24 protein-coding genes and 1 tRNA gene are annotated in these 23,563 nt (G+C 61.7%); 16 read left to right on the forward strand and 9 right to left on the reverse strand.

The annotated features are described in order from the left end of the window. Positions 1-118 precede the first annotated feature (118 nt). The 3 genes from ACFSM5_RS19245 to ACFSM5_RS19255 form a co-directional block, all read right to left on the reverse strand. On the reverse strand, positions 119-1,312 hold the full coding sequence (locus tag ACFSM5_RS19245) for a DUF445 domain-containing protein (RefSeq protein WP_379878217.1): 1,194 nt from the start codon (positions 1,310-1,312) through the stop codon (positions 119-121). 110 nt (positions 1,313-1,422) lie between these two features. Then, entirely contained in the window at positions 1,423-1,968 is a 546-nt protein-coding gene (locus ACFSM5_RS19250; RefSeq protein ID WP_379878218.1) for a chromate transporter, read from the reverse strand. Continuing rightward, positions 1,955-2,518, reverse strand: a complete 564-nt coding sequence (locus ACFSM5_RS19255) for a chromate transporter (RefSeq protein ID WP_379878219.1) — start codon at positions 2,516-2,518, stop codon at positions 1,955-1,957. Before ACFSM5_RS19255 ends, ACFSM5_RS19250 begins: the two co-directional genes overlap by 14 nt. A 107-nt stretch (positions 2,519-2,625) precedes the next feature. Between ACFSM5_RS19255 and ACFSM5_RS19260 the strand changes: the two genes are divergently transcribed. The 7 genes from ACFSM5_RS19260 (at position 2,626) to ACFSM5_RS19290 (ending at position 8,889) form a co-directional block, all read left to right on the forward strand. Next, complete coding sequence (locus ACFSM5_RS19260; protein ID WP_379878220.1) at positions 2,626-2,889, forward strand: DksA/TraR family C4-type zinc finger protein; 264 nt, start codon at positions 2,626-2,628, stop codon at positions 2,887-2,889. Between the two features lie 13 nt (positions 2,890-2,902). Further along, complete coding sequence (locus ACFSM5_RS19265; RefSeq protein ID WP_379878221.1) at positions 2,903-3,913, forward strand: NADP-dependent oxidoreductase; 1,011 nt, start codon at positions 2,903-2,905, stop codon at positions 3,911-3,913. A gap of 454 nt (positions 3,914-4,367) precedes the next feature. Further along, entirely contained in the window at positions 4,368-5,585 is a 1,218-nt protein-coding gene (zigA, locus tag ACFSM5_RS19270; protein ID WP_417498533.1) for a zinc metallochaperone GTPase ZigA, read from the forward strand. Continuing rightward, positions 5,575-5,937 carry a hypothetical protein gene (locus ACFSM5_RS19275; RefSeq protein ID WP_379878222.1) on the forward strand — a complete coding sequence of 121 codons (363 nt, stop codon included), beginning with the start codon at positions 5,575-5,577 and terminating at the stop codon, positions 5,935-5,937. Before zigA ends, ACFSM5_RS19275 begins: the two co-directional genes overlap by 11 nt. 103 nt (positions 5,938-6,040) lie before the next feature. After that, entirely contained in the window at positions 6,041-7,024 is a 984-nt protein-coding gene (locus ACFSM5_RS19280; RefSeq protein ID WP_379878223.1) for a TRAP transporter substrate-binding protein, read from the forward strand. A gap of 66 nt (positions 7,025-7,090) precedes the next feature. Continuing rightward, on the forward strand, positions 7,091-7,606 hold the full coding sequence (locus ACFSM5_RS19285; RefSeq protein WP_379878224.1) for a TRAP transporter small permease: 516 nt from the start codon (positions 7,091-7,093) through the stop codon (positions 7,604-7,606). Continuing rightward, positions 7,603-8,889 (forward strand): TRAP transporter large permease, encoded by a 1,287-nt coding sequence (locus ACFSM5_RS19290; RefSeq protein WP_379878225.1) that lies wholly within the window; start codon positions 7,603-7,605, stop codon positions 8,887-8,889. Before ACFSM5_RS19285 ends, ACFSM5_RS19290 begins: the two co-directional genes overlap by 4 nt. Positions 8,890-8,892: 3 nt before the next feature. Here ACFSM5_RS19290 and ACFSM5_RS19295 read toward each other — a convergent pair whose 3' ends face one another. Continuing rightward, positions 8,893-9,786, reverse strand: coding sequence for a dihydrodipicolinate synthase family protein (locus tag ACFSM5_RS19295; RefSeq protein ID WP_379878226.1), 894 nt, complete (start codon positions 9,784-9,786; stop codon positions 8,893-8,895). Beyond that, positions 9,783-10,631, reverse strand: coding sequence for an IclR family transcriptional regulator (locus ACFSM5_RS19300; protein WP_379878227.1), 849 nt, complete (start codon positions 10,629-10,631; stop codon positions 9,783-9,785). Before ACFSM5_RS19300 ends, ACFSM5_RS19295 begins: the two co-directional genes overlap by 4 nt. A 276-nt stretch (positions 10,632-10,907) precedes the next feature. Here ACFSM5_RS19300 and ACFSM5_RS19305 point away from each other — a divergent pair, with 276 nt between their 5' ends. From ACFSM5_RS19305 to ACFSM5_RS19335, 7 genes are all read left to right on the forward strand, one after another. Then, positions 10,908-11,846, forward strand: a complete 939-nt coding sequence (locus tag ACFSM5_RS19305) for a PfkB family carbohydrate kinase (RefSeq protein WP_379878228.1) — start codon at positions 10,908-10,910, stop codon at positions 11,844-11,846. Continuing rightward, positions 11,843-12,898, forward strand: a complete 1,056-nt coding sequence (locus ACFSM5_RS19310) for a tagatose 1,6-diphosphate aldolase (RefSeq protein ID WP_379878229.1) — start codon at positions 11,843-11,845, stop codon at positions 12,896-12,898. The genes ACFSM5_RS19305 and ACFSM5_RS19310 overlap by 4 nt, the downstream gene beginning before the upstream one ends. A gap of 13 nt (positions 12,899-12,911) precedes the next feature. Next, complete coding sequence (locus tag ACFSM5_RS19315; RefSeq protein WP_379878230.1) at positions 12,912-13,673, forward strand: SDR family NAD(P)-dependent oxidoreductase; 762 nt, start codon at positions 12,912-12,914, stop codon at positions 13,671-13,673. Between the two features lie 92 nt (positions 13,674-13,765). Further along, complete coding sequence (locus tag ACFSM5_RS19320; protein WP_379878231.1) at positions 13,766-14,449, forward strand: amino acid ABC transporter permease; 684 nt, start codon at positions 13,766-13,768, stop codon at positions 14,447-14,449. Then, positions 14,446-15,108 (forward strand): amino acid ABC transporter permease, encoded by a 663-nt coding sequence (locus ACFSM5_RS19325; RefSeq protein WP_379878232.1) that lies wholly within the window; start codon positions 14,446-14,448, stop codon positions 15,106-15,108. Before ACFSM5_RS19320 ends, ACFSM5_RS19325 begins: the two co-directional genes overlap by 4 nt. Further along, entirely contained in the window at positions 15,092-15,820 is a 729-nt protein-coding gene (locus tag ACFSM5_RS19330; RefSeq protein WP_465261258.1) for an amino acid ABC transporter ATP-binding protein, read from the forward strand. Before ACFSM5_RS19325 ends, ACFSM5_RS19330 begins: the two co-directional genes overlap by 17 nt. Positions 15,821-15,894: 74 nt before the next feature. Next, entirely contained in the window at positions 15,895-16,707 is an 813-nt protein-coding gene (locus tag ACFSM5_RS19335) for a transporter substrate-binding domain-containing protein (protein ID WP_379878233.1), read from the forward strand. Positions 16,708-16,816: 109 nt separating this feature from the next. Here the strand turns inward: ACFSM5_RS19335 and ACFSM5_RS19340 are convergent. The 4 genes from ACFSM5_RS19340 to ACFSM5_RS19355 form a co-directional block, all read right to left on the reverse strand. Next, positions 16,817-16,891: transfer RNA gene (locus tag ACFSM5_RS19340), tRNA-Thr, on the reverse strand. Between the two features lie 91 nt (positions 16,892-16,982). Then, on the reverse strand, positions 16,983-18,017 hold the full coding sequence (locus tag ACFSM5_RS19345; protein ID WP_379878234.1) for an aldo/keto reductase: 1,035 nt from the start codon (positions 18,015-18,017) through the stop codon (positions 16,983-16,985). Positions 18,018-18,113: 96 nt separating this feature from the next. Then, entirely contained in the window at positions 18,114-20,984 is a 2,871-nt protein-coding gene (locus tag ACFSM5_RS19350; protein WP_379878235.1) for an ATP-binding protein, read from the reverse strand. Between the two features lie 89 nt (positions 20,985-21,073). Further along, positions 21,074-21,577: a type 1 glutamine amidotransferase family protein gene (locus ACFSM5_RS19355; RefSeq protein ID WP_379878236.1), complete on the reverse strand. Its 504-nt coding sequence runs from the start codon at positions 21,575-21,577 to the stop codon at positions 21,074-21,076. A 249-nt stretch (positions 21,578-21,826) separates the two neighbouring features. Between ACFSM5_RS19355 and ACFSM5_RS19360 the strand changes: the two genes are divergently transcribed. After that, the gene (locus ACFSM5_RS19360; RefSeq protein WP_379878237.1) at positions 21,827-22,333 is read left to right on the forward strand and encodes a helix-turn-helix domain-containing protein; all 507 of its coding nucleotides are present in this window, start codon (positions 21,827-21,829) and stop codon (positions 22,331-22,333) included. Positions 22,334-22,548: 215 nt separating this feature from the next. Further along, entirely contained in the window at positions 22,549-23,526 is a 978-nt protein-coding gene (locus tag ACFSM5_RS19365; protein WP_465261259.1) for an alpha/beta fold hydrolase, read from the forward strand. The last annotated feature ends 37 nt before the right edge of the window (positions 23,527-23,563 follow it).

Below are 23,563 nucleotides of genomic sequence, written 5' to 3' on the forward strand. Positions count from 1 at the left end.
AACTCGGTCATTGCCCCACTCAACCGCACCCAAGCTTTATTCTCACCGCGCCATGAGCGCACATCAACTCCATCAATAAACGCCGGAGCCTCATCAAATAGTTAAAATGTTTTGTATTCTAAAACAGCCGTAAATCGCCCAGGGCATGAATCAACAGGCCGATGGCGCCTCCTACCAGGGTGCCGTTGATGCGGATGAACTGGAGGTCGCGGCCCACTTCCTGTTCGATCTTATCGACCAGCAGATCGCTGTTCCAATCAAGGATCGTCGTTTCGATATAGGCGACCAGCCGGGGGCGCTGACTCTGCAGCAGATCGCGGGCGATGGTTCGGAGCCAGCTGTTCACTGTTTCGCGCTGATCGGCATTGGTGGTCATCCGCTGCCCCAACCCCAGGACTACCTGGGTCAAAAGCGCTGTCAGGGTGCCGTGCGGCTGCTCCAGGTCTGCGATCATCCGGTGTCGGATTTCGTTCCACAGGCTCTCGATCCGGTCCTGGACGGCGGGCGCAGCCAGCAGATCATCCTTCATACGATCCAGTTGAGCCCGGAGGTCGGCATCCTCGGCCAGTCGGATGCGCAAGCGGTCGATGCTGCCTTCCAGGGTGGCGCGCAGCTCGCTGTCCGGACGCCTCATCTCCTGGCACAGCTCAATCATGCCGTTGACCAGCTTTTCCGCGATCTTATCGTCGACGAAATTGGGAATGAGCCAATGGGAGGCTTTTTGAACTTTCTCCAGGATCAGCGGTCTATTGGCGGGGATCCAAACCGACGCTTCGTCCAGCAAAGCATCGAAGGCAGCGTGATGATGGCCCCCTGCCAGCATCGCACCCAGAAACTCCCCCAGGACCGGGGCAAGCGGTATCCGGCGGAGCTGATCGAGGGACGCTGAGCGCGCAACGGCGGAGATGGCAGGATCGTCCATGGCTTTGAGCAACGGCAGCAGGACTTCGCGAAGACCGCTGGCAATCAGACGCGCTTGGTCGGGATCCTGCATATGCCGCGCGGCAGCACCTGCGATATCGACCTCAGCCAGCTTTCGCTCGACAAGTTTGTCGTCGAGAAAATTATCGGATGTGAATTTGGCGATATTGGTCGCGATGCGCGCCTTGTTACGCGGGATCAGGGCGGTATGGGGGATCGGCAGACCGAAAGGACGGCGGAAGAGAGCCGTCACCGCGAACCAGTCGGCAATACCGCCCACCATGGCCGCCTCGGCAAAGGCAACGACGTATGAGAGCCACGGATAGGCTCCCTGTCCGGCCCTCGCCGCCAGAAACAGGGCGAGCATGCCCAGCAGCAGGAAATTGGTCATCAACCAGAGGCGCCGGTGAGGCGAGCGGGAAAGGGCCAAGCGACTGCCTTGATCAGAATGAGCCGGATGAATCCCGGTTAATCTGGGGCGTCACCGGGCTGCCCGCAATATCAGGGATACCAAACCTTGAGGAGAGCGAAGACGCAAGCCCCTCCCGCCAGCAGCAGAAGCGGGTGGGTTTTCGGGCGAAATCCCAGCAGGAGGGCCGATCCTCCCGCCACCGCCCAGCCCAGGGGACCGAAACCGGCAATACGGGCAATTGCCAGGACACCGGCTAAGGTCAGTCCGACCCCTATGGGCGCCAGACCCCGCTCCAGCGCCGTATGCCAGGACCGCCCCCGGAAGCGGCTCCAGATCCTGGCGATGCCGAAGATCAGCAGGGAGGAAGGCAGGAATAACGCCAGTGTCGCTACCAAGGCCCCGAGCCACCCCGCGACCTTCCAGCCGATCAGCGTGACCAGCAGGGAACCCGGCCCCGGCGCCGCCCGGGATATGGCGAACATCTCAACAAATTCCTGGCTCGTGACCCAATGCTGGACGTCGACCGCCTGATGTTGGATACCCGCAAAAATGCTGGTTCCCCCGCCGATGGAGGCCAGGGAGAAAGGGACAAAGACCGCAATCAGCGGCCAGATCTGGTCCTTATCCTCCTGCATTTTCATCCTTGCGGGGCCACGCGAGCGCCACCGAAATCGGGGCCAGAACCAGGACCACCCAGACAAGCGGCCAACGCATCACGCCAACAGCGATAAAAGTGGCGGCCATGACCGCTATCGAGGACCATCTGCCGCCTGTCTTGCGTCCGGACCGCCACGCCATCAACACCAGCAAACCCACAGCCGCTGCCGCCGTGCCGTCCAGGGCGGCACGGATCCAGCCGATGGCGGCAATGGTCTCATAGATCGACAGCAGCCCGATGACGATGAAGAAGGGCGCGCTGAGAAGTCCGATCAATGCCGCTGCCGCGCCCATAGTCCCGCGCAAGCGATTGCCAACGAAGATACAGAGGTTTGCAATATTCGCCCCCGGCACGATCTGGCTGAGCGCGAGACCTGAGAGGAAATCCTCTTCCTCCATCCAGTGCCGGGCGACCACCACTTCGCGATAGACCCAGCCGGTCAGCCCGCCGCCAAAACTGAAGGCACCGATCTTGAAGAACAGCGTATAGATCGACAGCAAGGATATGAAGGGCGGGGGAGTGATCATGTTGTTGGTGATCTTCCCGCCCGCCGACTACGTCCGTCAACCTCGGTTCGATTGATTGACCGATGCGACCTCCCATATTCTTGAGGTAGGCAATCGGAGTTCGGATAATGGCCGGTGGTTGGTCGCGGGATGGCGCTGTTCAGGATCAGATCGATGACACGGTCATCGATGCCGTAAAGTCGGCGCGTGCGCGTATCCCGGTCGGAGAAGCGGCTCTGTACTGCGAAGAATGCGGCGAAGACATCCCCGAAGCACGGCGCAAGGCGCTGCCCGGTGTGCAGACATGTGTCGCCTGTCAGGCCAAGCTCGATAGCGCCGTCAAACATTCGGCGATCAATCGCCGCGGCAGTAAAGACAGCCAGTTACGTTAAGAAGGGTATTTCGATGATCAACGCACGGATCGTTCTGGCCTCGCGGCCAGAAGGTCGACCGACGCCTGCACATTTCCGTTTTGAAGAGGTTGAGGTTCCGGCGCCCGCCGATGGGCAGGTGCTGCTCCGTATCCGCTACCTGTCGCTGGATCCCTATATGCGCGGGCGAATGAGCGCGGCGCAATCCTATGCTGCGCCTGTGGAGATCAATGGGGTCATGGAGGGCGGGACGGTCGCCGAGGTGCTTGAAAGCCGGCATGCCGGTTTTTCTGTAGGCGATATCGTTCTCTCGCACAGCGGTTGGCAGTCCTTCGCCCTGTCGGACGGTAGCGGGCTGGTGAAGCTGGACAACTGGCCGACAGAGATATCGACTGCCCTGGGTGTGCTCGGCATGCCCGGCTTTACGGCCTATGCCGGGTTGCTGACCATCGGCCAGCCCAAGGAAGGGGAGACGGTCGTGGTCGCCGCTGCGAGCGGGGCGGTGGGATCGGCGGTCGGGCAGATCGCACGGCTTAAGGGCGCCCGCGCTGTCGGTATCGCTGGTGGTCCGGAGAAATGCGCGATTGTCCGGGATGAGTTCGGCTTCGATGCTGTGGTCGATCACCGCTCGCCCAGTTTTGCCAATGATCTTGCTGCTGTGTGTCCAAACGGAATCGACGTCTATTTCGAGAATGTCGGCGGCAAGGTCTGGGATGGTGTTGTACCGCTCCTGAACTCGTTTGCGCGTATCCCCGTCTGCGGACTTATCTCTCAATACAACAGCACCGGTGATTTCGAGGGGCCGGATCGCTGGCCCCTGATCGCCCGCGATATCTTGAGAAAGAGCCTGACGATACGCGGTTTCATTCAGCGTGAATTCGTCGCTCAGAAGCCCCAGTTCCTTGCGGAAATGAGCCAGTGGATCGCCTCGGGTGCGGTGCGATATCGCGAGGATGTGGTTGAAGGACTGCGAAATGCGCCCGACGCTTTCATCGGATTACTCGATGGGAAAAACGTCGGGAAGCTCGTCATCAAGGTTTCGTGAGGAGCGGTCCCACCTGAAGAAAATCACTGGGGATCTGCACGGAGAAACCGGCGTCCGGCTCCAGTGTGCGACCGATCCGCAGGGCGAGCGGATCGTCGTAACGTCGGACGATGGTCTATAATCCCGCAGGCAAGCCTTCTACGGTTCTCATGGGGATAGACAGTGCTGCCAGATCCAGGAAATTCAAGAAGCGGCCATAGGCGCTGCGATATCTTATTGATCGCGACCGATCGTTCGACCGTAGCGTCGGCGGCGGACTGGACGTTGCCGATGGCGCGGGTGGCGGCGCTGGATTGCTGAAGGGGGTTACCGCATCAAACCGCCATTCTGCGATACGGAAGCGACGCGCTCCACCAGAGGTAGAGGTCTTCTGGGGAGCTTCGCTCAATATCAGTATTGATATGTTATAAAATAACATATATCGTGCGGCCGTTCCGATGCTGAAGGGCGATCCATGCTGGCCAAGAAACTTCCCGTTACCGTGCTCTCCGGCTTCCTTGGGGCGGGCAAGACGACGCTGCTGAACCACGTGCTCAACAACCGCGAGGGGCGCCGGGTCGCGGTGATCGTCAATGATATGAGCGAGGTGAATATCGACGCCGATCTGGTGCGCGGGGGCGGGGCGGATCTGTCCCGAACGGAAGAGAAGCTGGTCGAGATGACCAATGGCTGCATCTGCTGCACCCTGCGCGACGATCTGCTGTCCGAGGTGTGGCAATTGGCCGATGAGGGGCGGTTCGACTATCTGATGATCGAAAGCACAGGCGTGGCGGAGCCGCTGCCCATCGCCGCGACCTTCGATTTCCGCGACGAGGAGGGGCGGTCGCTGTCGGATGTCGCCCGGCTGGACACGATGGTGACCGTCGTCGATGCCATCAACCTGCTGAAAGACTATGGCAGCCAGGATTTCCTGAAAGACCGGGGTGAGACGGCAGGCGAGGGGGACGAGCGGACGCTGGTGGATCTACTGGTCGAACAGATCGAGTTCGCCGATGTGGTGGTCGTCAATAAGGCGCAGGAGGTGTCGCCCGAGCACCTGGCGCTGGTCCATGCGATCATCCGCTCGCTGAATGCCGATGCCCGGATCGTGCAGGCCGGTTTTGGCAAAGTACCGCTGTCCGATGTGCTCGACACCAAACTGTTCGATCATGACAAGGCGCAGCAGCATCCGCTCTGGCATAAGGAGCTTTACGGGATTGCGGCGCATAAGCCGGAGACGGAGGAATATGGCATCGCCTCCTTTGTCTATCGGGCGCGGCAACCCTTAGATCCGACCGCGTTTAAGGATTTTCTCGATCAGACCTGGCCGGGGTTGATCCGGGCCAAGGGGCATTTCTGGCTGGCGACCCGCCCGGATTGGGTGGGGGAGATGAGCATCGCCGGGGCGATCTGCCGGACCGAGGGGCTGGGGAACTGGTGGGCGGCGGTGCCCAAGGAACGCTGGCCGCAGAGCGCGGAGGGACGCCAGCATCTGAAGCGCCATTGGCATCCGCTGTGGGGCGACCGGCGACAGGAACTGGTCTTCATCGGATCGGGGATGGATGAGGCAGGCATGCGGGCTGCACTGGATGCCTGTCTACTTGGCCCGGCACGCCCGGTCAGCTTCAATCCGCGCCGCCATCTGTCGCTGCCCGATCCTTTTCCGGCCTGGGGGCAGGTCGATGGCGAATGACCGCATTTTCGGCGCCGGAAGCTGGCGGCGGGCGCGGGACATTGCCCGTCACCCGCGTTTCCATGAAGGGTTCCTGGAGGCCTTTGGGGGACAGTCGCTCGATTACGCCAAACTGGACCGCATGCCGCCGTTCGATCAGTGCCGCTACGAGAACGGCCGCGAGGTTGCGACAGAATGCCGCTGCGCCGGTCTCTGCATCGACTGGCGGCACCGCAACAGCCTGCCGGGCGCGCTGAAAACATATCTGATCGGGCGGATTGCGGCGCGCAAAGCTGGCCGGGCTTCCGACCCTTATCGCGCCAAACCGCAATGCGTCAGAGACGAGAGGTGGGATAAGCCGATCTCCTCTTGAGCAAGATGTTGAGGCTCCGTCTCTTTCATCCTAGAGTTTTTTCCGAATTGAGCAGGTCAGGATAACTGACCGCCATCATGAGGAAACCTCCCAGGAGAGATCGATGCGTCATCCCTATTCGCTGGCTGCAACCGTTTTTGCCGTTGCGGCGACTTTCGGTAGCCTTAGCCAGGCTCAAGCCCAGACCACCATCAAGATCGCCTATGCGCTGGCCCCCAATTCGCACTATGGCGTGGCCGCCAAGTCGTTCGACGAGAACCTGCAGAAGCTGGCGCCGGGCCGCTTCAAGGTCGAACAATTCCCCTCCAGCGCCCTGGGGGGCGAGCGCGAAACCATCGAGAGCCTGCAACTCGGCAACCTTGAAATGGTCGTCACCTCATCAGGCCCCGTGATCAACTTCGTGCCCGAAGCGGGGATCATGGATATCCCCTTCCTGTTCCGCGACAGCGCCCATGCACGTGCTGCTTTGGATGGCGCGCCGGGACAGGAAATCCTCAGCAAGTTCCCGGCCAAGGGGCTGGTCGCGCTGGCTTGGGGCGAGCAGGGTTTCCGCCACCTCACCAACTCCAAACATGCGGTCAATACCCCGACCGACATGAAGGGCCTGAAGGTCCGCACCATGGAAAATCCGGTGCATATGACGGCCTTCCGCACCCTGGGCGCCAGCCCGACGCCGATGGCCTGGCCCGAAGTGATCCAGGGTCTGCAGCAGGGGACCATCGACGGGCAGGAAAACCCGATGTCGGTGATCGTCAGCGCCAAGCTGTCGGAAGTGCAGAAGCATCTGACCCTGTCGCGCCATGTCTATTCGCCCGCCCTGCTGGTGATGTCCAAGCGGACCTTCGACAAGCTGAACGACAGCGATAAGAAGGCGGTGCAGGATGCCGCTACCCAAGCCGCGAAGGACATGCGCGCCTGGGTTGACGACGTCGAAGCCAAGGCTGTTGCCGATGTGAAGGCGGCAGGCATGCAGGTGGTGGAGAAGGTCGATACCGCCAGCTTCCAGGCGGCCCTGGCCCCGGCGTTCGACGACTATGCCAAGCGGTTCGGCAAGGACAAGATCGAAGCCATCCGGAACTTCAAGTAACCAACCGAACGGCCCCCAGGCGCCAAGATCTCTGCGCCTGGGGTTTGTCCTTGTAAGGCTGTATGCATGCTGCGTCAGATCGACCGCGTCATTCTTCAGGTCAATCGCTGGGTCCTGATCGTCGCGATGGCCGCAATGTCGGTGATCGTCTTTGCCAATGTCGCCCTGCGCTATACCACTGGGGATTCGATCCTGTGGGCGGAGGAAGTGGCGCGGTACCTCATGATCTGGCTGACCTACCTCGGTATCGGCCCGGTGATGCGGCTGGGCGGCCATATGGCGGTCGATTCGCTCCAGGGTGCCATAGGGGAGCCCAGGGCGAAATATCTGCGGGCATTGATCGTCGCGCTGATGGCGGGCTTCTGCCTTGTTCTGGTGTTTGTCGGCATTGATTTTGTCGAGCGCACCTGGGTGCAATCGACGCCGGTGACCGATATCCCCTTCAGCTTCATCGCCGCCGCCATCCCGGTCGGCTTCGCCTTCACCCTCTGGCATCTGCTGGCGGTGGCGCGGGGCTTTGTGGTCGATAAATCTTTTGAACAATCGAGCGATCTCGATCCCGATCAGGCAGCCTCCATATGATCACCGCCCTCCTGTTCGGCTCGCTCATCCTCCTGCTGGCGCTGGGGGTGCCGGTTGCCTTCTCCATCGGTATGGCCAGCCTGCTGGCGATGGTGGCGAATGGCTTGGTCCCGATCAGCATGGCGCAGAAGCTGCTGACCGGTGTCGACAGCTTCCCACTGATGGCGCTGCCGTTTTTCCTGCTGGCGGCTGAACTCATGACCGGCGGCGCGCTGGCCGAGGTGCTGCTGCGCTTTGCCGCCATGTTTGTCGGCCATCGCCGGGGCGGGCTTGGCTATACCAATATCCTGACGCTGACCTTCTTTTCGGGCATCAGCGGTTCGGCCCTGGCCGATGCGGCCGGTCCCGGTTCGATCCTGATCCGGATGATGCGGAAATCGGGCTATCCCGTCGCCTATGCAGCGGCCCTGACGGCCAGTACGGCGGTGGTCGGGCCGATCATTCCGCCGTCGATCATCATGATCATCTATGCCCTTCAAGATCAGAATGTCTCGGTGGTCAGCCTATTCATTGCGGGCATCATTCCCGGTCTGCTGATCTCCGGCGCATTGATGGGCTATAATTTCTGGTCCAGCCACCGGCGCAATTTCCGGGGCGAGGGGCAGGCGCCGGATCTGCGCACCATCCTGGCGACTACCTGGCGGGCGTTGCCTGCGCTGGTGCTGCCGGTGATCATCGTCGTGGGTATCCATGGCGGTGTCTTCACGCCGACCGAGGCCTCGGTCATTGCCGTCTTCTATGCGTTGGTGTGCGGCCTTTGGGTCTATCGGACGCTGAAATGGTCGATGCTACCGGGCATCCTGGCGCGATCGGCCCTGATGACGGCGGCGGTGCTGTTGATCGTCGCCATGTGCTCGGCCTTCGCCTGGGTGCTGACGGTGCTCAAGGTGCCGCAGGGGCTGGCCCTCTGGATTGGCGGCATGGGGCTGGATCCCATCACCTTCCTGCTGGCGGTCAATATCCTGCTACTGCTGTTCGGGATCTTCATCGAGCCGCTGCCAGGAGTGATGGTCCTGGTGCCGATTCTGGCGCCGATGGCGGTGGCCCTGGGGATCGATCCGATCCATTTCGCCATCGTAGTGATCGTCAATCTCACCATCGGCATGATCACCCCCCCTGTGGGAGGCTTGCTGTTCGTCACGGCCATGGTGGCGAAGATCAAGCTATCGGAGCTGAATAAGGAACTCTATCCGATGCTGGCCGTGCAGCTGGTGGTGCTGGGCCTGCTGACGCTGATCCCCAGCCTCAGCACCTGGCTGCCGAGCGTGCTGCGCGCGCATTAGCCTCTATCGGTTTGTTACCCGTTCCAGATCCTTCAGGGCCGAGGTCAGGGCTGCCTCTTCGGTTGCCGTGAGTGCCGACATGGGCGCGCGCGGCCGACCGGCGGCGATGCCCTGGGCGGTCTGGGCGGCCTTGACGCGGGCGGGCAGATTGCTGGCGGAAAGCTGCTGCCAGAGGCGACCCAAGGCGGCATTCAGGCTTAAAGCCCGTTCGCGGTCGCCTTGCTGGACAGCCTGCCAGAGGGCGACGCTCGCGCGCGGCGTGGCGCTGGCGATGGCGGCGATGGAACCCGCCACTCCCAGGTCATAACAGCTCATCAGCGACCCATCTATGGCGCCGAACACGCGCTCGGGCCCGACGGCGAGGACCAGATCGGCAAAGCGCCCGAGGTCCTTGTCGCTCTGCTTGACGCCATAGGCCGTTGGAACGCCATCCAGGATGCGGGCCGCGATCTCGGGCCTGACATTGGCCCAGGAGATGACGTTGTAGAGCACGAGGGGCAGGGGGGAAGCCACGCCGACGGCCTGATAGAACGCAAACAGCCCATCGTCGTTGGGCGTGAAGATATAATGGGGCGGCGCGATCTGCAGGCCGCTCAGGGGTAGTTCGGCCAACTGCCTTGCGCGCCGGACTGCGGCGCGGGTGCTGTCGACCATGATGCTGGCCATGACCGGCACCCGGCCTGCCACCGCATCGAGCGCCAGCTTGGAAAGCTCCAGCATCTCGCCCTCATCCAGGGCATAGCCTTCGCCGGTGCTGCCGCCGACCACAAAGCCGTTCACGCCCTCCGCCAGCATCCATTCGATCTGGCGGGCAAAGCTGGCGCGGTCGATTTCCTCGTCGGGGGTAAAAGGCGTGGTCAGGGGAACAATGACGCCCCGAAACTCGACGTGCGTCACGAACCGGTCCTCTTGTTGGCGGAAGGTTTGTCGGCCGTGGGCTCATAGCCCAATTGGCGCGAGAGCTGGGCTGCGGTGGCTGTCACGAGTTCGGCCAGGGCGGGGACGCGCTCCAGCGTTACCCGGTCCATGGGGCCGGTCACGCTAACGGCGGCGAACACCCGGCCCGAGGTATTGCGGATCGGGGCGGCGACGCAGCGGATGGTCGGCTGATGTTCGCCCTCATCGATGGAATAGCCGCGCGCGCGTGTCGCCGCCAGATCCTGGCGCAAGGCTTCGGGGTCCGTGATGGTGTTCGGCGTATAGGGCAAGAGGCCCTGACGGATCACCTTCTCGATGGTCGCCGGTTCCTGGAAGGCGAGGGCAGCCTTGCCGACGCCGGTGCAATAGGAGGGGGAGATCGAGAGGGTGGTGGTCCAGTTGACGCTGCTGCCACCCGGCTCGCGATGTTCGACGATCACCATGTTGGTGCCATCGAAGATGCAGAGATGGGCGGATTCGCCGCTGATATCGCCCAGCCGCTCCACCAGTGCCCGCGCCTCGCGGTGCAGGTCCAGGTTGGCGAGCACGATGCTGCCCAGCTCGAACAGGCGGATGCCCATGCGATAGCGGTCGCGGCCCTTGTCCTGCTCCAGCAGTTTTGCCTCGCGCAGGCTGGTGACCAGCCGATGCACGGTAGTTTTCGGCATTTTGCAGCGCTCGGATATCTCGGCAAGGCTAAGCGAGCGGTCATAGCGCGAGAAGCAATCCAGCACCGTCATCAGCTTCTGCATGGATTTCAGCGACCCGCGGTCGCTGCGCTCCGCCGTTTCTGCGCCGCTTATCTCGGCTTTTGTCTTCGCCATTCGGCGCCTTCTCCCGTGCGTCTCATCGGTGTTCGAACGGGTTCCAACCCGGTCGCCGACCTCTCGTTGCCCGCAACTATAAACCGTCGTCGGTTTCATTAGAATCAGAATTGACATCCGCAATGCGGAACGGCAACATGAGTTCAAATTCCGAATAACGGAATTAAGATCCGATTATGGAAACGATCAGCGGTGGACAATGACTAGCCGGATTGCTCCTGGGGCGTGTGCCAAGACGCCTGGAACGGTGACGCGTCTGCGATGCGGGAGGCCTTCATGAGCTCGGTGCTCTGTGTCGGCATTGCCGTCTATGACGAGATTTTCGCGCTGCCGTATTTCCCGACCGAACCGACCAAGGTCTTTGCGTCGGACTTCGCTTCGGCCGCTGGCGGCCCCGCCGCCAATGCCGCTATCACCATTGCCCGCCAGGGCGGCAGTGCCACCCTCTGGGCCCGCATCGGTAACGACATGCAGGGGGACCGGATCGTGGATGATCTACGCCGTAGCCAGGTTGATGTCTCGCGGGTTCGCCGGGTCGATGATGCCCGGTCGGGTATCTCGGCGGTGGGGGTGACCGGCGATGGTGAACGCATGCTGCTGGTTTTCGCCGATCCCAAGCTCGATACCGATGCTTCCTGGCTGCCACTTGACGATATCGACAGTTACGATGCGGTGCTGGCCGATGTCCGGTGGCCTGCCGCTTCCCGGATCGTGATCGAGAAGGCGAATGCCCTGGGCAAGCCGACGGTTCTGGACGCCGATCTGACCTCGGATCGGGCATCGCTGGCAGCGCTGGTTCCGCTGGCTTCTCACGTTGTTTTCTCCGAACCTGCCCTGGCTCAGATCAACGGCGGCGCCAGTGATGTCGAAGCCAGCCTGCGCATGATCTGGGACGCCGGTGGCCATACGCTGGTCGGCGTGACGCTGGGCAAAGGCGGCGTCTGCTGGATCGACAAAGACGGCTACCATAACGAACCCGGCCTCAGCGTCGAAGCTATCGATACACTGGCGGCGGGGGACGTTTTCCATGGCGCCTTCGCGCTGGCCGTCGCTCGGCGCCTCTCCCCCCATGACGCCATGCGTTTTGCCAATCTGGTCGCCGCCGTGAAATGCACCCGCTGGGGCGGTGGCGCCAGCATTCCCACAGCCGCCGAAGTGGACGCGTTCCTCGCGAAGGGCGGCTCCTCCCTCACCAACACCAAGGATTTGTCATGACCAGTACCCTGTCGGCCGGGAAGTTCCGCGCGCTGCGCCGCCTTTCCGACGCGCAAGGCCGCTTCAAGATGATGGCCGCAGACCAGCGGCCGCCGATCATCAAGGCAATCGACCAGAAGCTCGGTGCGGGCTCGGCCAGCTATGAACGGGTCGGCGGCGTCAAGCGCTCGCTGGTCAAGGCCCTGGCGCCCGATAGCACCGCCGTCCTGATCGACCCGGACTATGGCTATAGCCTGTCGTTCGACGTGCTGCCGACCAATCCCGGCCTGCTGCTGACGCTCGAAAACTTCGCCTTCGACGAAAGCCCCGGCGGCCGCAAGACCTTTGCCATGAAGGATTGGGGCGTCGACAAGATCAAGCGGGCGGGCGCCGATGGCGTGAAGCTGCTGCTTTGGTATCGCCCCGACTGCTCGGCGGATGTCCGTGAGCATCAGCATAACCTGGTGCGTGAAGTCGGCGCGGCCTGCAAGGCCTATGACCTCGCCTTCCTGCTGGAACTGCTGGTGTTCCCCTTCGCGGGCGCCACGGACCACACCACCGATTATATCGAGCACAAGGACAAGCGGCCCGAGCTGGTGCTGCAGAGCGTGCGCGATTTCGCCTCGCCCGAATATGGCGTCGATATCTACAAGCTCGAAAGCCCCTTGGCCGCAAGCCATCTGCCGGACCCTGCCAAGGGTGGCGCCGAGGTTGCCGAGGCTCAGCGTTGGTTCGACGAGATGGGCAAGCTGATCGACAAGCCCTGGGTGATGCTGTCGGCTGGCGCGGGTATGGAAGAATTCCGCCGCGTGCTGCATTACGCCTTCAAGGCCGGTGCCAGCGGTTTCCTGGCCGGTCGCGCGATCTGGTGGCAGGCCTTCCAGCAGCATTATCCCGATCTGGCCGCTATGGAGAAGGCACTCGCCACCGAAGGCGCGGGCTATCTGGCCGAGATCAACAAGATGACGGACGCCATGGCGCGGCCCTGGACCCAAAGCCCGGCCTTCGCCAAGGGCCTCGCCATCGAAGAGGCTGGTCAGACGTTCCCCGGCCGCTATCCCGCTTTCGCCTAAGGAGAAGAAGACAATGGACGACCTCAAGGGCAAGCGCATCCTGGTGACGGGTTCGAGCACCGGTATCGGCGCCGCGATCACCAAGGCCTATGCCGGTTACGGCGCCGCCGTCGCGATCCACTATAACCAGAGCAAGGAACCAGCCGAGGCACTGCTGAAGGAAATCACGGCTGCGGGCGGCACGGCGATCCTGATCGGCGGCGATGTTTCGTCCTCGGCCGAAACCACCCGCATCGTCGATGAAGCGGCGGCCGGTCTGGGCGGTCTGGATGTGCTGGTGAATAACGCCGGTGCGCTGGTGCAGCGCATGCCGCTGGACGAGATCACCGACGATTTCTACGACCGCGTCATGGACCTCAATGTCCGCTCGGTCGTGGTCGCCTCGCAGGCTGCTGCGCGCCATATGCGGCAGGCCGGTGGCGGCAGCATCATCAACACCAGCTCGATCGCCGCCCGCAATGGCGGTGGTCCTGGCGCGCTGCTTTATGCCGGTGCCAAGGCGTTTGTGCTGAATGCCACCCGCAATCTCGCCAAGGAACTGGCCGGGGCGAACATCCGCGTCAATGGCGTCTCGCCGGGCGTTATCGCGACCCCGTTCCATGAGCGCTATTCGACCCCGGAAATCCTGGAAGCCATGCGCAAGACCATCCCGCAAGGGGTGATCGGCACGCCGGAGGATTGCATCGGTGCCTATGTCTTCTTCGCGTCGAAGAAGATGAGCGGCTACATCACCGGGCAGGTTCTGGAGGTCAACGGCGGCCAGTTCATGGCCTGACCGTCAGGGTATCGGTCCTGCCTTCCTGGGTTAGGAGGAGGGCAGGACCGGGTGGAGGAAACCCTAAGGGAAAGAGGGCAAAGCCCCGGACCATGAACTACAGTTTCGACTTCTCATTCCTGCAAGATTACTGGCCGATGCTTGCCGAAGGGCTTGTGCTGACCGTTCAGCTTGCGGTGATGGCGACGGTATGCGGGTTCCTGCTCGGGACTGTCTGCGCCGTGGCGAGCACCAGCAAGTCGCGGGTTCTGCGGGCGCTGATCGGGGTGTATGTGGAGGTCATCCGCAATACGCCGCTGCTGGTGCAGCTCTTCGTCGTGTTCTTCGGGTTGGCCTCCCTCGGGCTCAAATTCTCCGCCACCACCTCGGCGGTGATCGGTCTCACGATCAATATCGGCGCCTATTCGAGCGAGATCATCCGCGCGGGTATCCAGTCGATCCACAAGGGCCAGATCGAAGCGGGTGACTGTCTTGCCCTGTCACGCTGGCAGGTGCTGACGGCCATCGTGCTGCCGACCGCCATCGAGAAAGTCTATCCCGCGCTGGCCAGCCAATATGTGCTGCTGATGCTGGGTACCTCCATTGCCTCGCAGATCTCGGCCGAGGAGATGACGGCGGCGGCCAGCCGTATCCAGTCCGACACGTTCCGCCCGTTCGAGGTCTTCCTGGTGATCGCCGGGCTTTATCTCCTGCTGTCCTTTGCCATGCGCGGGTTGTTCTGGGGTGTTGGGCAATTCGCCTTTACCCGCCGCCGCAAGCTGAGGACGTCGCTATGATCGCCGGGCTGCTCGGACTTGCGCCCAGCCATTGGGATGCGCTCATCGGTGGCCTGACCTGGACGGTCTTCCTGTCGCTGGTCGGCTTCTTCGCGGGTGGTCTGGTTGGTTTCGGCATCGCGCTTGCCCGCATCTCGCGGTCCATGACGGTCCAGAGGCTAGCGCTGGTCTATGTCACCCTGATCCAGGGGACGCCGCTGCTGGTGCTGATCTTCGTGCTCTATTTCGGCCTGCCGATCCTGGGCTTCGACATGCCGCCCCTGGTTGCCGCCTGCCTGGCGATGACCCTCTTCTCGTCGGCCTATCTTGGCGAGATCTGGCGCGGATGCCTGCAGGCCGTGCCGAAGACCCAGTGGGAGGCCGCCGATTGTCTGGCCCTGACCGGTGCCCAGCGCATGGGGCTCGTGATCCTGCCCCAGGCCCTGCGTATCGCGACCCCGCCGACCGTCGGCTTCATGGTGCAGATCATCAAGAACACCTCGATCGTCTCGGTGATCGGGATGGCCGAAATGACTTACATCGGCAAGCTCATCAACAACGCCACCTTCCAGCCTTTCCGGGTCTATCTGGTGATCGCGGGCCTCTATTTCCTGCTCTGCTATCCGCTGTCCTGGCTGAGTCGCCGTCTGGAGAGAAAACTCAATGTCGCCCATCATTAGCTTTCAGGACGTCCACAAGTTCTACGGCAACCTCCAGGTCCTCAACGGCGTCAGCTTCGATGTCGCCAAGGGCGAGGTGGTGGCCCTCATCGGGCGCAGCGGGTCCGGCAAATCGACGGCGCTGCGCTGCATCGACCGGCTGGAGACGATCAGCAAAGGCCAGATCACGGTCTGCGGCCATGTGGTCAGCGATCCGAAATTGCAGCTCCGCAAGCTGCGTCAGGACGTCGGCATCGTCTTTCAGAGCTACAACCTCTTCCCGCATCTGACCGTGGAGCAGAACATCACGCTTGCCCCGCGCTGGGTGAAGAAGATGGACCGCAGGAAGGCCAAGGATCTGGCAGTCGAGGTGCTGACCCAGGTCGGTCTTGCCGAGAAGCTGAACTCCTATCCCGAGCAGCTTTCGGGCGGTCAGCAGCAGCGCGTCGCCATCGCCCGCTCGCTAGCTATGCGTCCGCAGGTCATGCTGTTCGACGAGGTGACCTCCGCCCTTGATCCCGAACTGACGGGCGAGGTGCTGAAAGTCATTGAGGAGCTGGCGCGCAGCGGCATGACCATGCTGCTCGTCACCCATGAAATGGCCTTCGCCGCCGGTGTCGCCAACCGGATCATCTTCATGCACGAGGGCCGCGTCCACGAAGCCGGACCGAGTGACATCCTGCGCTCGCCCTCAACGCCCGAGCTCAGAAACTTCGTCGGCGTGGGGCTTTAACCCCGTCCGACCAAGGCCGCGTTACGACGGCCATTCCCGATAACGACCCAACGACTAGTGAGGAAACGAATAAAATGAACCGTCGCAATCTGCTTCTCTCGGGTGTTCTGGGCCTCGGCCTGCTGGCATCAAGCGCCGTTCCTGCGCTGGCCGACACCCTGGATACCATCATGCAGCGCAAGAAGCTGATGGTTGCCATCGACCTCGGCAACCCGCCCCACGGCATGATGGATGCCGCCTTCAAACCGACCGGATCGGATGTTGAAACGGCACATCTGCTGGCCCAGGAACTGGGTGTCGAGCTGGAAATCGTCCAGGTTTCGACCCCGAACCGCGTGCAGTTCCTGATGGCCAACAAGGCCGATGTCGTGATCTCCGCCCTGTCGATCACCGACGAGCGCAAGAAGGTCATCGATTTCTCGACCGCCTATGCCGAACTGCAGTGCGTCGTTGCGGCTCCGAAGGCGATGAACATCTCCTCTTACGCCGATCTGGGGGGCAAGGGCGGCATTGCGGTTACCCGCGGCACCGTGAACGACCAGGAACTGACCCGCGGCACCAATGGCGTTGCAAACGTCCAGATCACCCGCTTCGAGGATGACCCCACCTCCACCACCTCGATCACCTCCGGTCAGCTGCAGATCTATGCCACCTCGCTGCCGTTGCTGAACCAGCTTCGCAAGGACAACCCGAAGCTCGACCTCGATACCAAGTTCGTGATGAAGGGCTTCCCGCTCGGCATCGCCCTGCGTAAGAACGAGCCGAAGCTCCAGGCCAAACTGAACGAGTTCGTGAAGAAGAACCTGGATAACGGCAAGCTGGTCGAGATCTACCACCGCTATCATGGCGTGACGCTGGTCCCGGCCGATCTCGCCGCCAAGTCCTGATCCTGCGGGGCTTTCGCGAGCGATCTTTCGATGTGTCGGAAAGCCTGGATTGAGAAGCCCGAAAAGCACAAAGGCCGCAGAAAACTGCGGCCTTTGTTTTTTAAAGCCTTGGTGCCGGCTGCAGGATTTGAACCCGCGACCTTCGGTTTACAAAACCGCTGCACTACCACTGTGCTAAGCCGGCGTCGGCGACTAAATACCCCAGAACATCCGGCTTATCAAGGCAACCGAAGAGCATGAGCAGCCAATAATTACCTATGTTCACCTGCAGAATGTCATCGGACGGCAAAGCGAGGGAAATCGGTCAAGGCGCGCTTGCCGCCTGCCAGTGGATCGGCAGAGGCGGCGACGATGTCATAGGGGAAGCCCAGCGGTATGGCGCTCGCGCTGTCGAGGCGTTCGATCTGTTCAGGGGAAAGAGCAACCTCCAAGGCTTTGAGGTTATCGGCAAGCTGCTCGGGCGTGCGGGGACCGAGGATCGGCAACACCCCCTTGGACAGGACCCAGGCGATGGCGACCTGGCCCGGCGACTTTCCTGTTTCTTCGGCCACCGCCAGCACGGTATCGACCGTTGCTGTTTTGCGGGCGTCGCTTTCCCCATGGATAACGGCGCCCAGGCCCTGGGCGCGGCCGCTTTCGCCTTTGCGATATTTGCCGGTCAGCAGACCGCCGCCCAGCGGTGACCAGCCGACAGTCCCGAGGCCAAAAGCCTCCGCCATGGGCAGTAACTCCCGCTCAGACGACCGCTCGACAAGGCTATATTCGAGCTGCACGGCGGCGATAGGAGACCAGCCCCGTACCTCGGCCAGAGTGGCGGCACTGGCAACGCGCCAGGCCGGGAAATCCGACAGGCCCGCGTAGAGGATCTTGCCGGAGCGCGCGAGATCGTCCAACCCGCGGGCAATCTCATCAATGGGGGTCACGCCGTCCGGCATATGCACCCAGAGCAGATCGATGCGGTCTGTCTTCAGACGCTTCAGGCTCGCCTCGACAGATCGCAACATGGATTTGCGACTATTGCCGGTGCGCTGAAGCCCGGCGTCGGGGCGATCACCGAGGGAGTACTTGGTCGCCAGGACAATATCCTCGCGGTCCTGGGCCATGAAATCTCCCAAAAACTCCTCTGACTGGCCGAACTGATACTGATCGGCGGTATCGATGAAATTCCCGCCTGCCGCCCGATAATGGTCAAAGACCTGACGGGCTTCCTCGCGATCCGAGCCATAGCCCCAGCCCTTGCCGAAATTCCCTGTGCCCAGGGCAAAAGAGGAGACACGTAAGCCCGTCCGGCCAAAAATCCGATAGCGCATGATCTTTCTCCAGGAAATCCCAAAACTCGGGGGGATCCTGACTGAACACGCGGCCGCAATCTTGTATCGGGGCGCCCAAACGACGGGTGCCGAGGATCAGGCTTCGACGGGTTTTTCGTGTCGAAGTTGATCGAGCAGCGCTCGGGCGGTCACCATATCAGGGGAGGGCTGGCCTGCGGGCATCCGGCCACAGATATCGATGAGCAGATCGCCCCCCTCAGCCGCCCGGCCGATATCCTCCAGAAAACCCGTATAGCTGATCGCTGTGCGCAGTTCCCACGCCAGGGCACCTTGTTCACGGGCAAGCTGAAGCGATGCCTGATAGGCCGCTTCAACCGTGTCCAGGCTCGCACTCGTCTGGCGCAGCAGTCCGGCATGGATACGATGGAGCTCCGGCATAAACCATAGCTCCTCCGTCTGACGGCAGCGGGCGATTTCTGCTTCGACGATGCCGAGCGCCAGAGCCCCATTCCCGGCCAAGGCCTGACCCTCAGCATAGGCGCCCTGGAAGCAGGATTGGAACAGGATGAAGCAGGTGTTCTGCAGTTGCTGAATGGCATCCTGCAGAAGGATAATCCCTGCATCCACCTGCCCCTGGCGGATCAGCAATTCCCCCTGAAAGCCGTCGGCATAGACGTTCCAGACATCCATCGACTGGGCGCGTGTCTGATCCTTCAGCATCGTGATGTAGCGGGCTGCTGTCTCCAGGTCTCCCTGGAGGAGGGCGACGGCGCAGGCGGCATCGGATAGCGCATGGGCGGCCGACAGGCTGTGACCGCCAGCCTGGGCCTCGGCAAGGTTACTCTCGACCTCTGCCATCGCCTGCTCAAAATGCCCTTGGAGCCAAAGCACACGGGCAAGCGTGATGCGAGCGACGACCTTCTGGTCGTATAGAAACCGCACGTGATGCGAACGATTTATGGGGGCCCGATATTGGGCGATCATCCGGTCGATCAACTGGCGCGCCTGGGGTAGCTTGCCCAGGAAAAGCAGGGACCGCGATTGCATCCGTTCGCCGATATGGCGGTCCGACGGATCGCCAGAGCGGGCGGCGAGGGCGCAAAAACGATCCGCGAGTTCAAGGGCCGTGCGCGGTTCTGCTGCATTGGTGCGATCCACCCACAGCGCCCAAAGGGCCCGCATCTGATAATCGACGTCGCCCAGCGATTCGGCCAGATCCAGCGTCACGCGCCAGGCATCACCCCGGCTCAGCAACCCGGTGATGGCCCGCATCTTCGGCCAGCCCAGGGCGGCATGCAGACGCATCTTCGCGTGATCCGCCGCTCCAGCCGGTTGAATGTTCAGGACGAGGAGCGCCTGCTGCACCCGGCCTTCGCATTCCTCGACCAGCAGCAGGGAAAGCCAGAAGGGGACGGCGGCAACTGTGAGTGCGACACCGACCATCGGATCGCCCTCGGGACCGAACGACCAGTCGAGGGCGGCGCGCAGATTACCTATATGCCGGGCATAGTCTTCGAGCCATTCCGGTGTCGGGCGCGTTTCCCATTCGCCCTCGGACCGTTCGAAGACACTGCGATAGTAGGTGGCATGCCGATGCCGGTGAACAGCCGTCTCACCCGCCTCGTTCAACTGTTCGAGAGCATAGGTGCGTGTCGTGTCCATCAGGCGATAGCGCCCGTTGTCCCCGGCGATATCGGCCGAAATTAGTGATTTGGCGATCAGATTGGCGACCGCCTCGATCACAGCGGCTGGGGAAAGTTTTTCGTCCGCCAGAATGGTCCTGGCCGCCTCCAGCGTGAAACCGCCATTGAAGACGGCCAGCCGCCGCAGCACGACCTGTTCCTCGTGCGGCAGAACGCGATAGCTCCAATCCAGGGTCGCGCGGAGGGTCTGGTGGCGGGGCAGGGCGGTCCGCCGGCCTCGGGTCAGGATACGGAAACAATCTTCGAGTGATGCGGCGATGTCCCGCACACCCATGATATCGAGCTGACCCGCTGCCAGTTCGATGGCCAGCGCGATCCCATCCAGGCGGCGACAGATCTCCGCAACCAGCGGCGCATCGGCATCGGACAGGTTATAGCCGCCGAGGCCGGCTGACGCGCGTTCGATGAAGAGTTCAACGGCGGAATAGCGCCGGGCTTGGTCGGCGCTCATGTCTTCCTGTTCCGGGGGGACATCCAGGGCGCTCAGGCGCTGGACCCATTCTCCGGTGATGCGAAGCTGCTCACGACTGGTTGCCAGCCAGCGGGTATCGGGAACTTGCCGCAGCAGAGTCTCGATCAGACCGGCGGCTTCGGCGATGAGATGTTCGCAATTGTCGAACACCACCAGCATCTCCCGGCCCCGCAGATGGCCGATGAGATCGCGGAGAAGTACCTCTGACCTGTCCGTAAGCCCAAGAGCTGCCGCGAGGGCGCTGGGGACTGCCCTGGGGTCGGTAACTGGCGCCAGATCGACAAAGGCGATGCCGTCGCGATAACGCTCTGCGACAGACTCGGCAACGGCTAAGGCGACTGTGGTCTTGCCGATGCCGCCTGGCCCTAGGATGGTCACGAGGCGCGACAGGGTGAGCTGTGCCGATATCGCCGCCACGACATCATCCCGGCCGATCACCCGGGTGATGGAAACCGGCAGGGATGGCAGCGCTGCCAATTCTGCAGTGGGAAGAATGGGCGGCTGTGTCGGCGGTCCACTCGATACCGAGGCGACGAAACAATAACCGCGTCCGGGCACATTCGCGATGAAGCGGCTGGCGGAGGTGTCGTCTCCGAGCGCTTTACGCAGGGCGGCGATATGGACCCGCAGGCTGGTTTCCTCGACAAAAGTGTCGGGCCAGACCTGGGCGATCAGTTCTTCCTTGTTGATGACCTCGCCGGGGCGGGCGACAAGTGCGAGCAGAATATCGAAGGCGCGGCTGCCAAGGCGCATGGGCTTACCCTGCTCCAGCAGCAGTCTTTGACTTGCAAATAGCTGAAACGAACCGAACGAAAGCGGCTGTTCGCCCATCGAATATCTCCCCGGGGCGCCATGCTACTGTGATCGTTCGATTTTTTCCAGAAGATGCCTGAATTTTGATCGGGTACTGGGGCGATATGTCACGGCAGCGATTTGGACATCAGCATCCGGCCAATCAACTGCACGGCGGCGGGGATGGAAGCCGTATTTTGCCCCGTTACCAGCACATCATCACGTTCGACATAGAGGGTGCCGTCCGGGGAGGTCAGAGCTACGGGTTTTCCGAGTTTCCTGAAGTGCCCGACCAGATCGCCCGCAGAATCATCCTGCTCACCGAGACAAAAGAGCGCGGCGAAGTCATCGGCATGGATCTGGTCGAGCCGCAGCGTATCGGAGAGCGATATGCGTGCAGCTTGATCAGCTTGAAAACGCTCGATCAGCGGGACAGGTGGGGAGGTGTTCCGTAAATAGAATGGTTCGCCCCCTTGGGAGGAGGCGATAACCACCTCCATGCCCAGATCGCCAAAGCCATAGTATGCCAGGGCGAAATCCTCCAACTGGAAGCCGATCCGCTCGCCGGTCGGCAGCTTTTCAGGGGAAGTCAGGACAATCAGGATTCTCATCGCGCAAACGTCCTGGGGCATCGGTCGATACATGCGTGCCACAATGAGGGACAGAACGATCGTAATGCGAATTAAGACGTGTGAATCTCTGTAAAGCGACAGTCATCACACGACCTGATGTCTGAGGGAATGAATGTGTAAGCTATTGAAATAATGGAAATCTTTAAATTGTTTGTGTGCTGAACAGATCTTATCACCGCTTAACTCGCGGCTTGAGGGCGGCGGAGTGATGCTTGGGGCATTCGATCCTCAAACGTCAAAGGGTGTCCCATGTTGTCCTCGCTTCCTGTCCCCCCTCAGAACGCCAATCGCCAGGACATTGCGCATCTTCTTGTCGAAGCTCTGGATGCCTTGGAAGGCGACCGGGACGGCGTCATTGCCTATATCGACCGTGCCGCCAGCCTGCTGCGCCGCCCGGTGCCGCAGACATCGGGCGGGCTTGCGCCCTGGCAGAAGAAGAAGGTCGCCGACTTCATCGAAGAAAACCTCGGAGGCAAGCTCTGTCGCGAATCTGTCAGCAAGGTGGCGCGCCTCAGCGTCAGTCACTTCGCCCGCGCCTTCAAGACGACCTTCGGCACCTCCTTCGGGCAATATGTCATCGAGCGGCGGATCGCTCTCGCCAAGTCCATGATCACCACGACAACGGATCCCCTGAGCCAGATTGCGGTAAGCTGCGGCTTCTGCGATCAGGCGCATTTGTCCCGAGTGTTTCATCGCTCGACGGGCGCACCGCCCCACAGCTGGCGCCGTCAGCGTCGGGTGGCCTTTGTCAATTGATACTAAGGTTTAGTCTGCTGAGTATTTGAGCGCCCTCCTTTGTGAGGGCGTTATTTTTTTAAGTGCCCGGAATTTTTTTCTGACTGTTCAGTCGTTTTTTACAAAAACAGACAGTCCTGATCTTCAAGAAATCGGCAGGCGAACGATCGATACTCACTCTCAGTTCAGGGCGGCGGCCAGAGCTGCCTGACCATGCAATCTGAGGAGCAAAAATGATGACCAGCGAAACCGGCTTGCTTGCCACGCGTCGCGATCTGCTGCTCGGCGGAGCGAGTGCCGCCGTAGCCGCCGCCACCCTGCCGACGGCGAGCCTCGCCGCCCCGTCGAACCAGTCGAAAACCCCCTCTTCATCCGGAGCGAAAACCATGAGCAGCACCTTCACCACCAAGGACGGCGTCGAGATCTATTACAAGGATTGGGGCAAGGGGCAGCCCGTGATTTTCGCCCATGGCTGGCCGCTCAGCTCCGACAGCTGGGAATCGCAGATGCTGCATTTCGCCAATAATGGCTTCCGTGCCATCGGTCATGACCGTCGCGGCCATGGGCGTTCCAGTCAGCCCTGGGACGGCAACGATATGGATCATTATGCCGATGATCTTGCCCAACTGATCGAGCATCTGGACCTGAAGAACGTCATCCTGATCGGCTTCTCCACCGGCGGCGGCGAGATCACGCGCTACATCGGCCGTCATGGCACCAGCCGCATCGCCAAATTTGTGCTGGTCAGCGCAGTGCCGCCGCTCATGGTGAAGACTGCCGATAATCCCGGTGGCCTGCCCAAGGAAGTCTTCGATGGTATTCAGGCGGGCAGCCTCAAGGACCGCTCGCAGCTCTATAAGGATATCGCGTCGGGGCCCTTCTTCGGCTTCAACCGCGAGGGTGCCAAACCGTCTCAGGGCATGATCGACAGCTTCTGGATGCAGGGCATGATGGGCGGTCACAAGAATACCTACGACAGTGTCGTCGCCTTCTCGCAGACCGATTTCCGGGAAGATCTGAAGAAGGTCAATGTCCCGACCCTGATCATCCATGGCGACGACGATCAGATCGTTCCCATCGATGCCGCAGGACGGGCCTCTGCCAAGATCGTCAAGGGCTCGATCCTCAAGGTCTATGCCGGTGCCCCGCATGGGATCACCGATACCCATAAGGATCAGGTGAACAAGGATCTGCTGGATTTCGCCAAGGCGTAAGGCCGCAAGGGGCGGCTCCCGACCGGGGCCGCCCTTT

Origin of the sequence: Lacibacterium aquatile (assembly GCF_042683105.1) — a bacterium.
In the GTDB taxonomy this organism is placed as follows: Bacteria; Pseudomonadota; Alphaproteobacteria; order Elsterales; family Elsteraceae; genus Lacibacterium; species Lacibacterium aquatile.

What these genes read in the sequence shown, in the direction of transcription:
- ACFSM5_RS19330 (WP_465261258.1), top strand. Translation starts at nt 15,092, where the DNA reads ATGTCGCCCATCATTAGCTTTCAGGACGTCCACAAGTTCTACGGCAAC.
- ACFSM5_RS19280 (WP_379878223.1), top strand. Translation starts at nt 6,041, where the DNA reads ATGCGTCATCCCTATTCGCTGGCTGCAACCGTTTTTGCCGTTGCGGCG.
- ACFSM5_RS19300 (WP_379878227.1), bottom strand. Translation starts at nt 10,631, where the DNA reads ATGGCGAAGACAAAAGCCGAGATAAGCGGCGCAGAAACGGCGGAGCGC.
- ACFSM5_RS19290 (WP_379878225.1), top strand. Translation starts at nt 7,603, where the DNA reads ATGATCACCGCCCTCCTGTTCGGCTCGCTCATCCTCCTGCTGGCGCTG.
- ACFSM5_RS19265 (WP_379878221.1), top strand. Translation starts at nt 2,903, where the DNA reads ATGATCAACGCACGGATCGTTCTGGCCTCGCGGCCAGAAGGTCGACCG.
- ACFSM5_RS19275 (WP_379878222.1), top strand. Translation starts at nt 5,575, where the DNA reads ATGGCGAATGACCGCATTTTCGGCGCCGGAAGCTGGCGGCGGGCGCGG.
- ACFSM5_RS19365 (WP_465261259.1), top strand. Translation starts at nt 22,549, where the DNA reads ATGACCAGCGAAACCGGCTTGCTTGCCACGCGTCGCGATCTGCTGCTC.
- ACFSM5_RS19350 (WP_379878235.1), bottom strand. Translation starts at nt 20,984, where the DNA reads ATGGGCGAACAGCCGCTTTCGTTCGGTTCGTTTCAGCTATTTGCAAGT.
- ACFSM5_RS19310 (WP_379878229.1), top strand. Translation starts at nt 11,843, where the DNA reads ATGACCAGTACCCTGTCGGCCGGGAAGTTCCGCGCGCTGCGCCGCCTT.
- zigA (WP_417498533.1), top strand. Translation starts at nt 4,368, where the DNA reads ATGCTGGCCAAGAAACTTCCCGTTACCGTGCTCTCCGGCTTCCTTGGG.
- ACFSM5_RS19250 (WP_379878218.1), bottom strand. Translation starts at nt 1,968, where the DNA reads ATGCAGGAGGATAAGGACCAGATCTGGCCGCTGATTGCGGTCTTTGTC.
- ACFSM5_RS19320 (WP_379878231.1), top strand. Translation starts at nt 13,766, where the DNA reads ATGAACTACAGTTTCGACTTCTCATTCCTGCAAGATTACTGGCCGATG.
- ACFSM5_RS19345 (WP_379878234.1), bottom strand. Translation starts at nt 18,017, where the DNA reads ATGCGCTATCGGATTTTTGGCCGGACGGGCTTACGTGTCTCCTCTTTT.
- ACFSM5_RS19315 (WP_379878230.1), top strand. Translation starts at nt 12,912, where the DNA reads ATGGACGACCTCAAGGGCAAGCGCATCCTGGTGACGGGTTCGAGCACC.
- ACFSM5_RS19285 (WP_379878224.1), top strand. Translation starts at nt 7,091, where the DNA reads ATGCTGCGTCAGATCGACCGCGTCATTCTTCAGGTCAATCGCTGGGTC.
- ACFSM5_RS19255 (WP_379878219.1), bottom strand. Translation starts at nt 2,518, where the DNA reads ATGATCACTCCCCCGCCCTTCATATCCTTGCTGTCGATCTATACGCTG.
- ACFSM5_RS19335 (WP_379878233.1), top strand. Translation starts at nt 15,895, where the DNA reads ATGAACCGTCGCAATCTGCTTCTCTCGGGTGTTCTGGGCCTCGGCCTG.
- ACFSM5_RS19305 (WP_379878228.1), top strand. Translation starts at nt 10,908, where the DNA reads ATGAGCTCGGTGCTCTGTGTCGGCATTGCCGTCTATGACGAGATTTTC.
- ACFSM5_RS19245 (WP_379878217.1), bottom strand. Translation starts at nt 1,312, where the DNA reads ATGACCAATTTCCTGCTGCTGGGCATGCTCGCCCTGTTTCTGGCGGCG.
- ACFSM5_RS19325 (WP_379878232.1), top strand. Translation starts at nt 14,446, where the DNA reads ATGATCGCCGGGCTGCTCGGACTTGCGCCCAGCCATTGGGATGCGCTC.
- ACFSM5_RS19260 (WP_379878220.1), top strand. Translation starts at nt 2,626, where the DNA reads ATGGCCGGTGGTTGGTCGCGGGATGGCGCTGTTCAGGATCAGATCGAT.
- ACFSM5_RS19360 (WP_379878237.1), top strand. Translation starts at nt 21,827, where the DNA reads ATGTTGTCCTCGCTTCCTGTCCCCCCTCAGAACGCCAATCGCCAGGAC.
- ACFSM5_RS19355 (WP_379878236.1), bottom strand. Translation starts at nt 21,577, where the DNA reads ATGCCCCAGGACGTTTGCGCGATGAGAATCCTGATTGTCCTGACTTCC.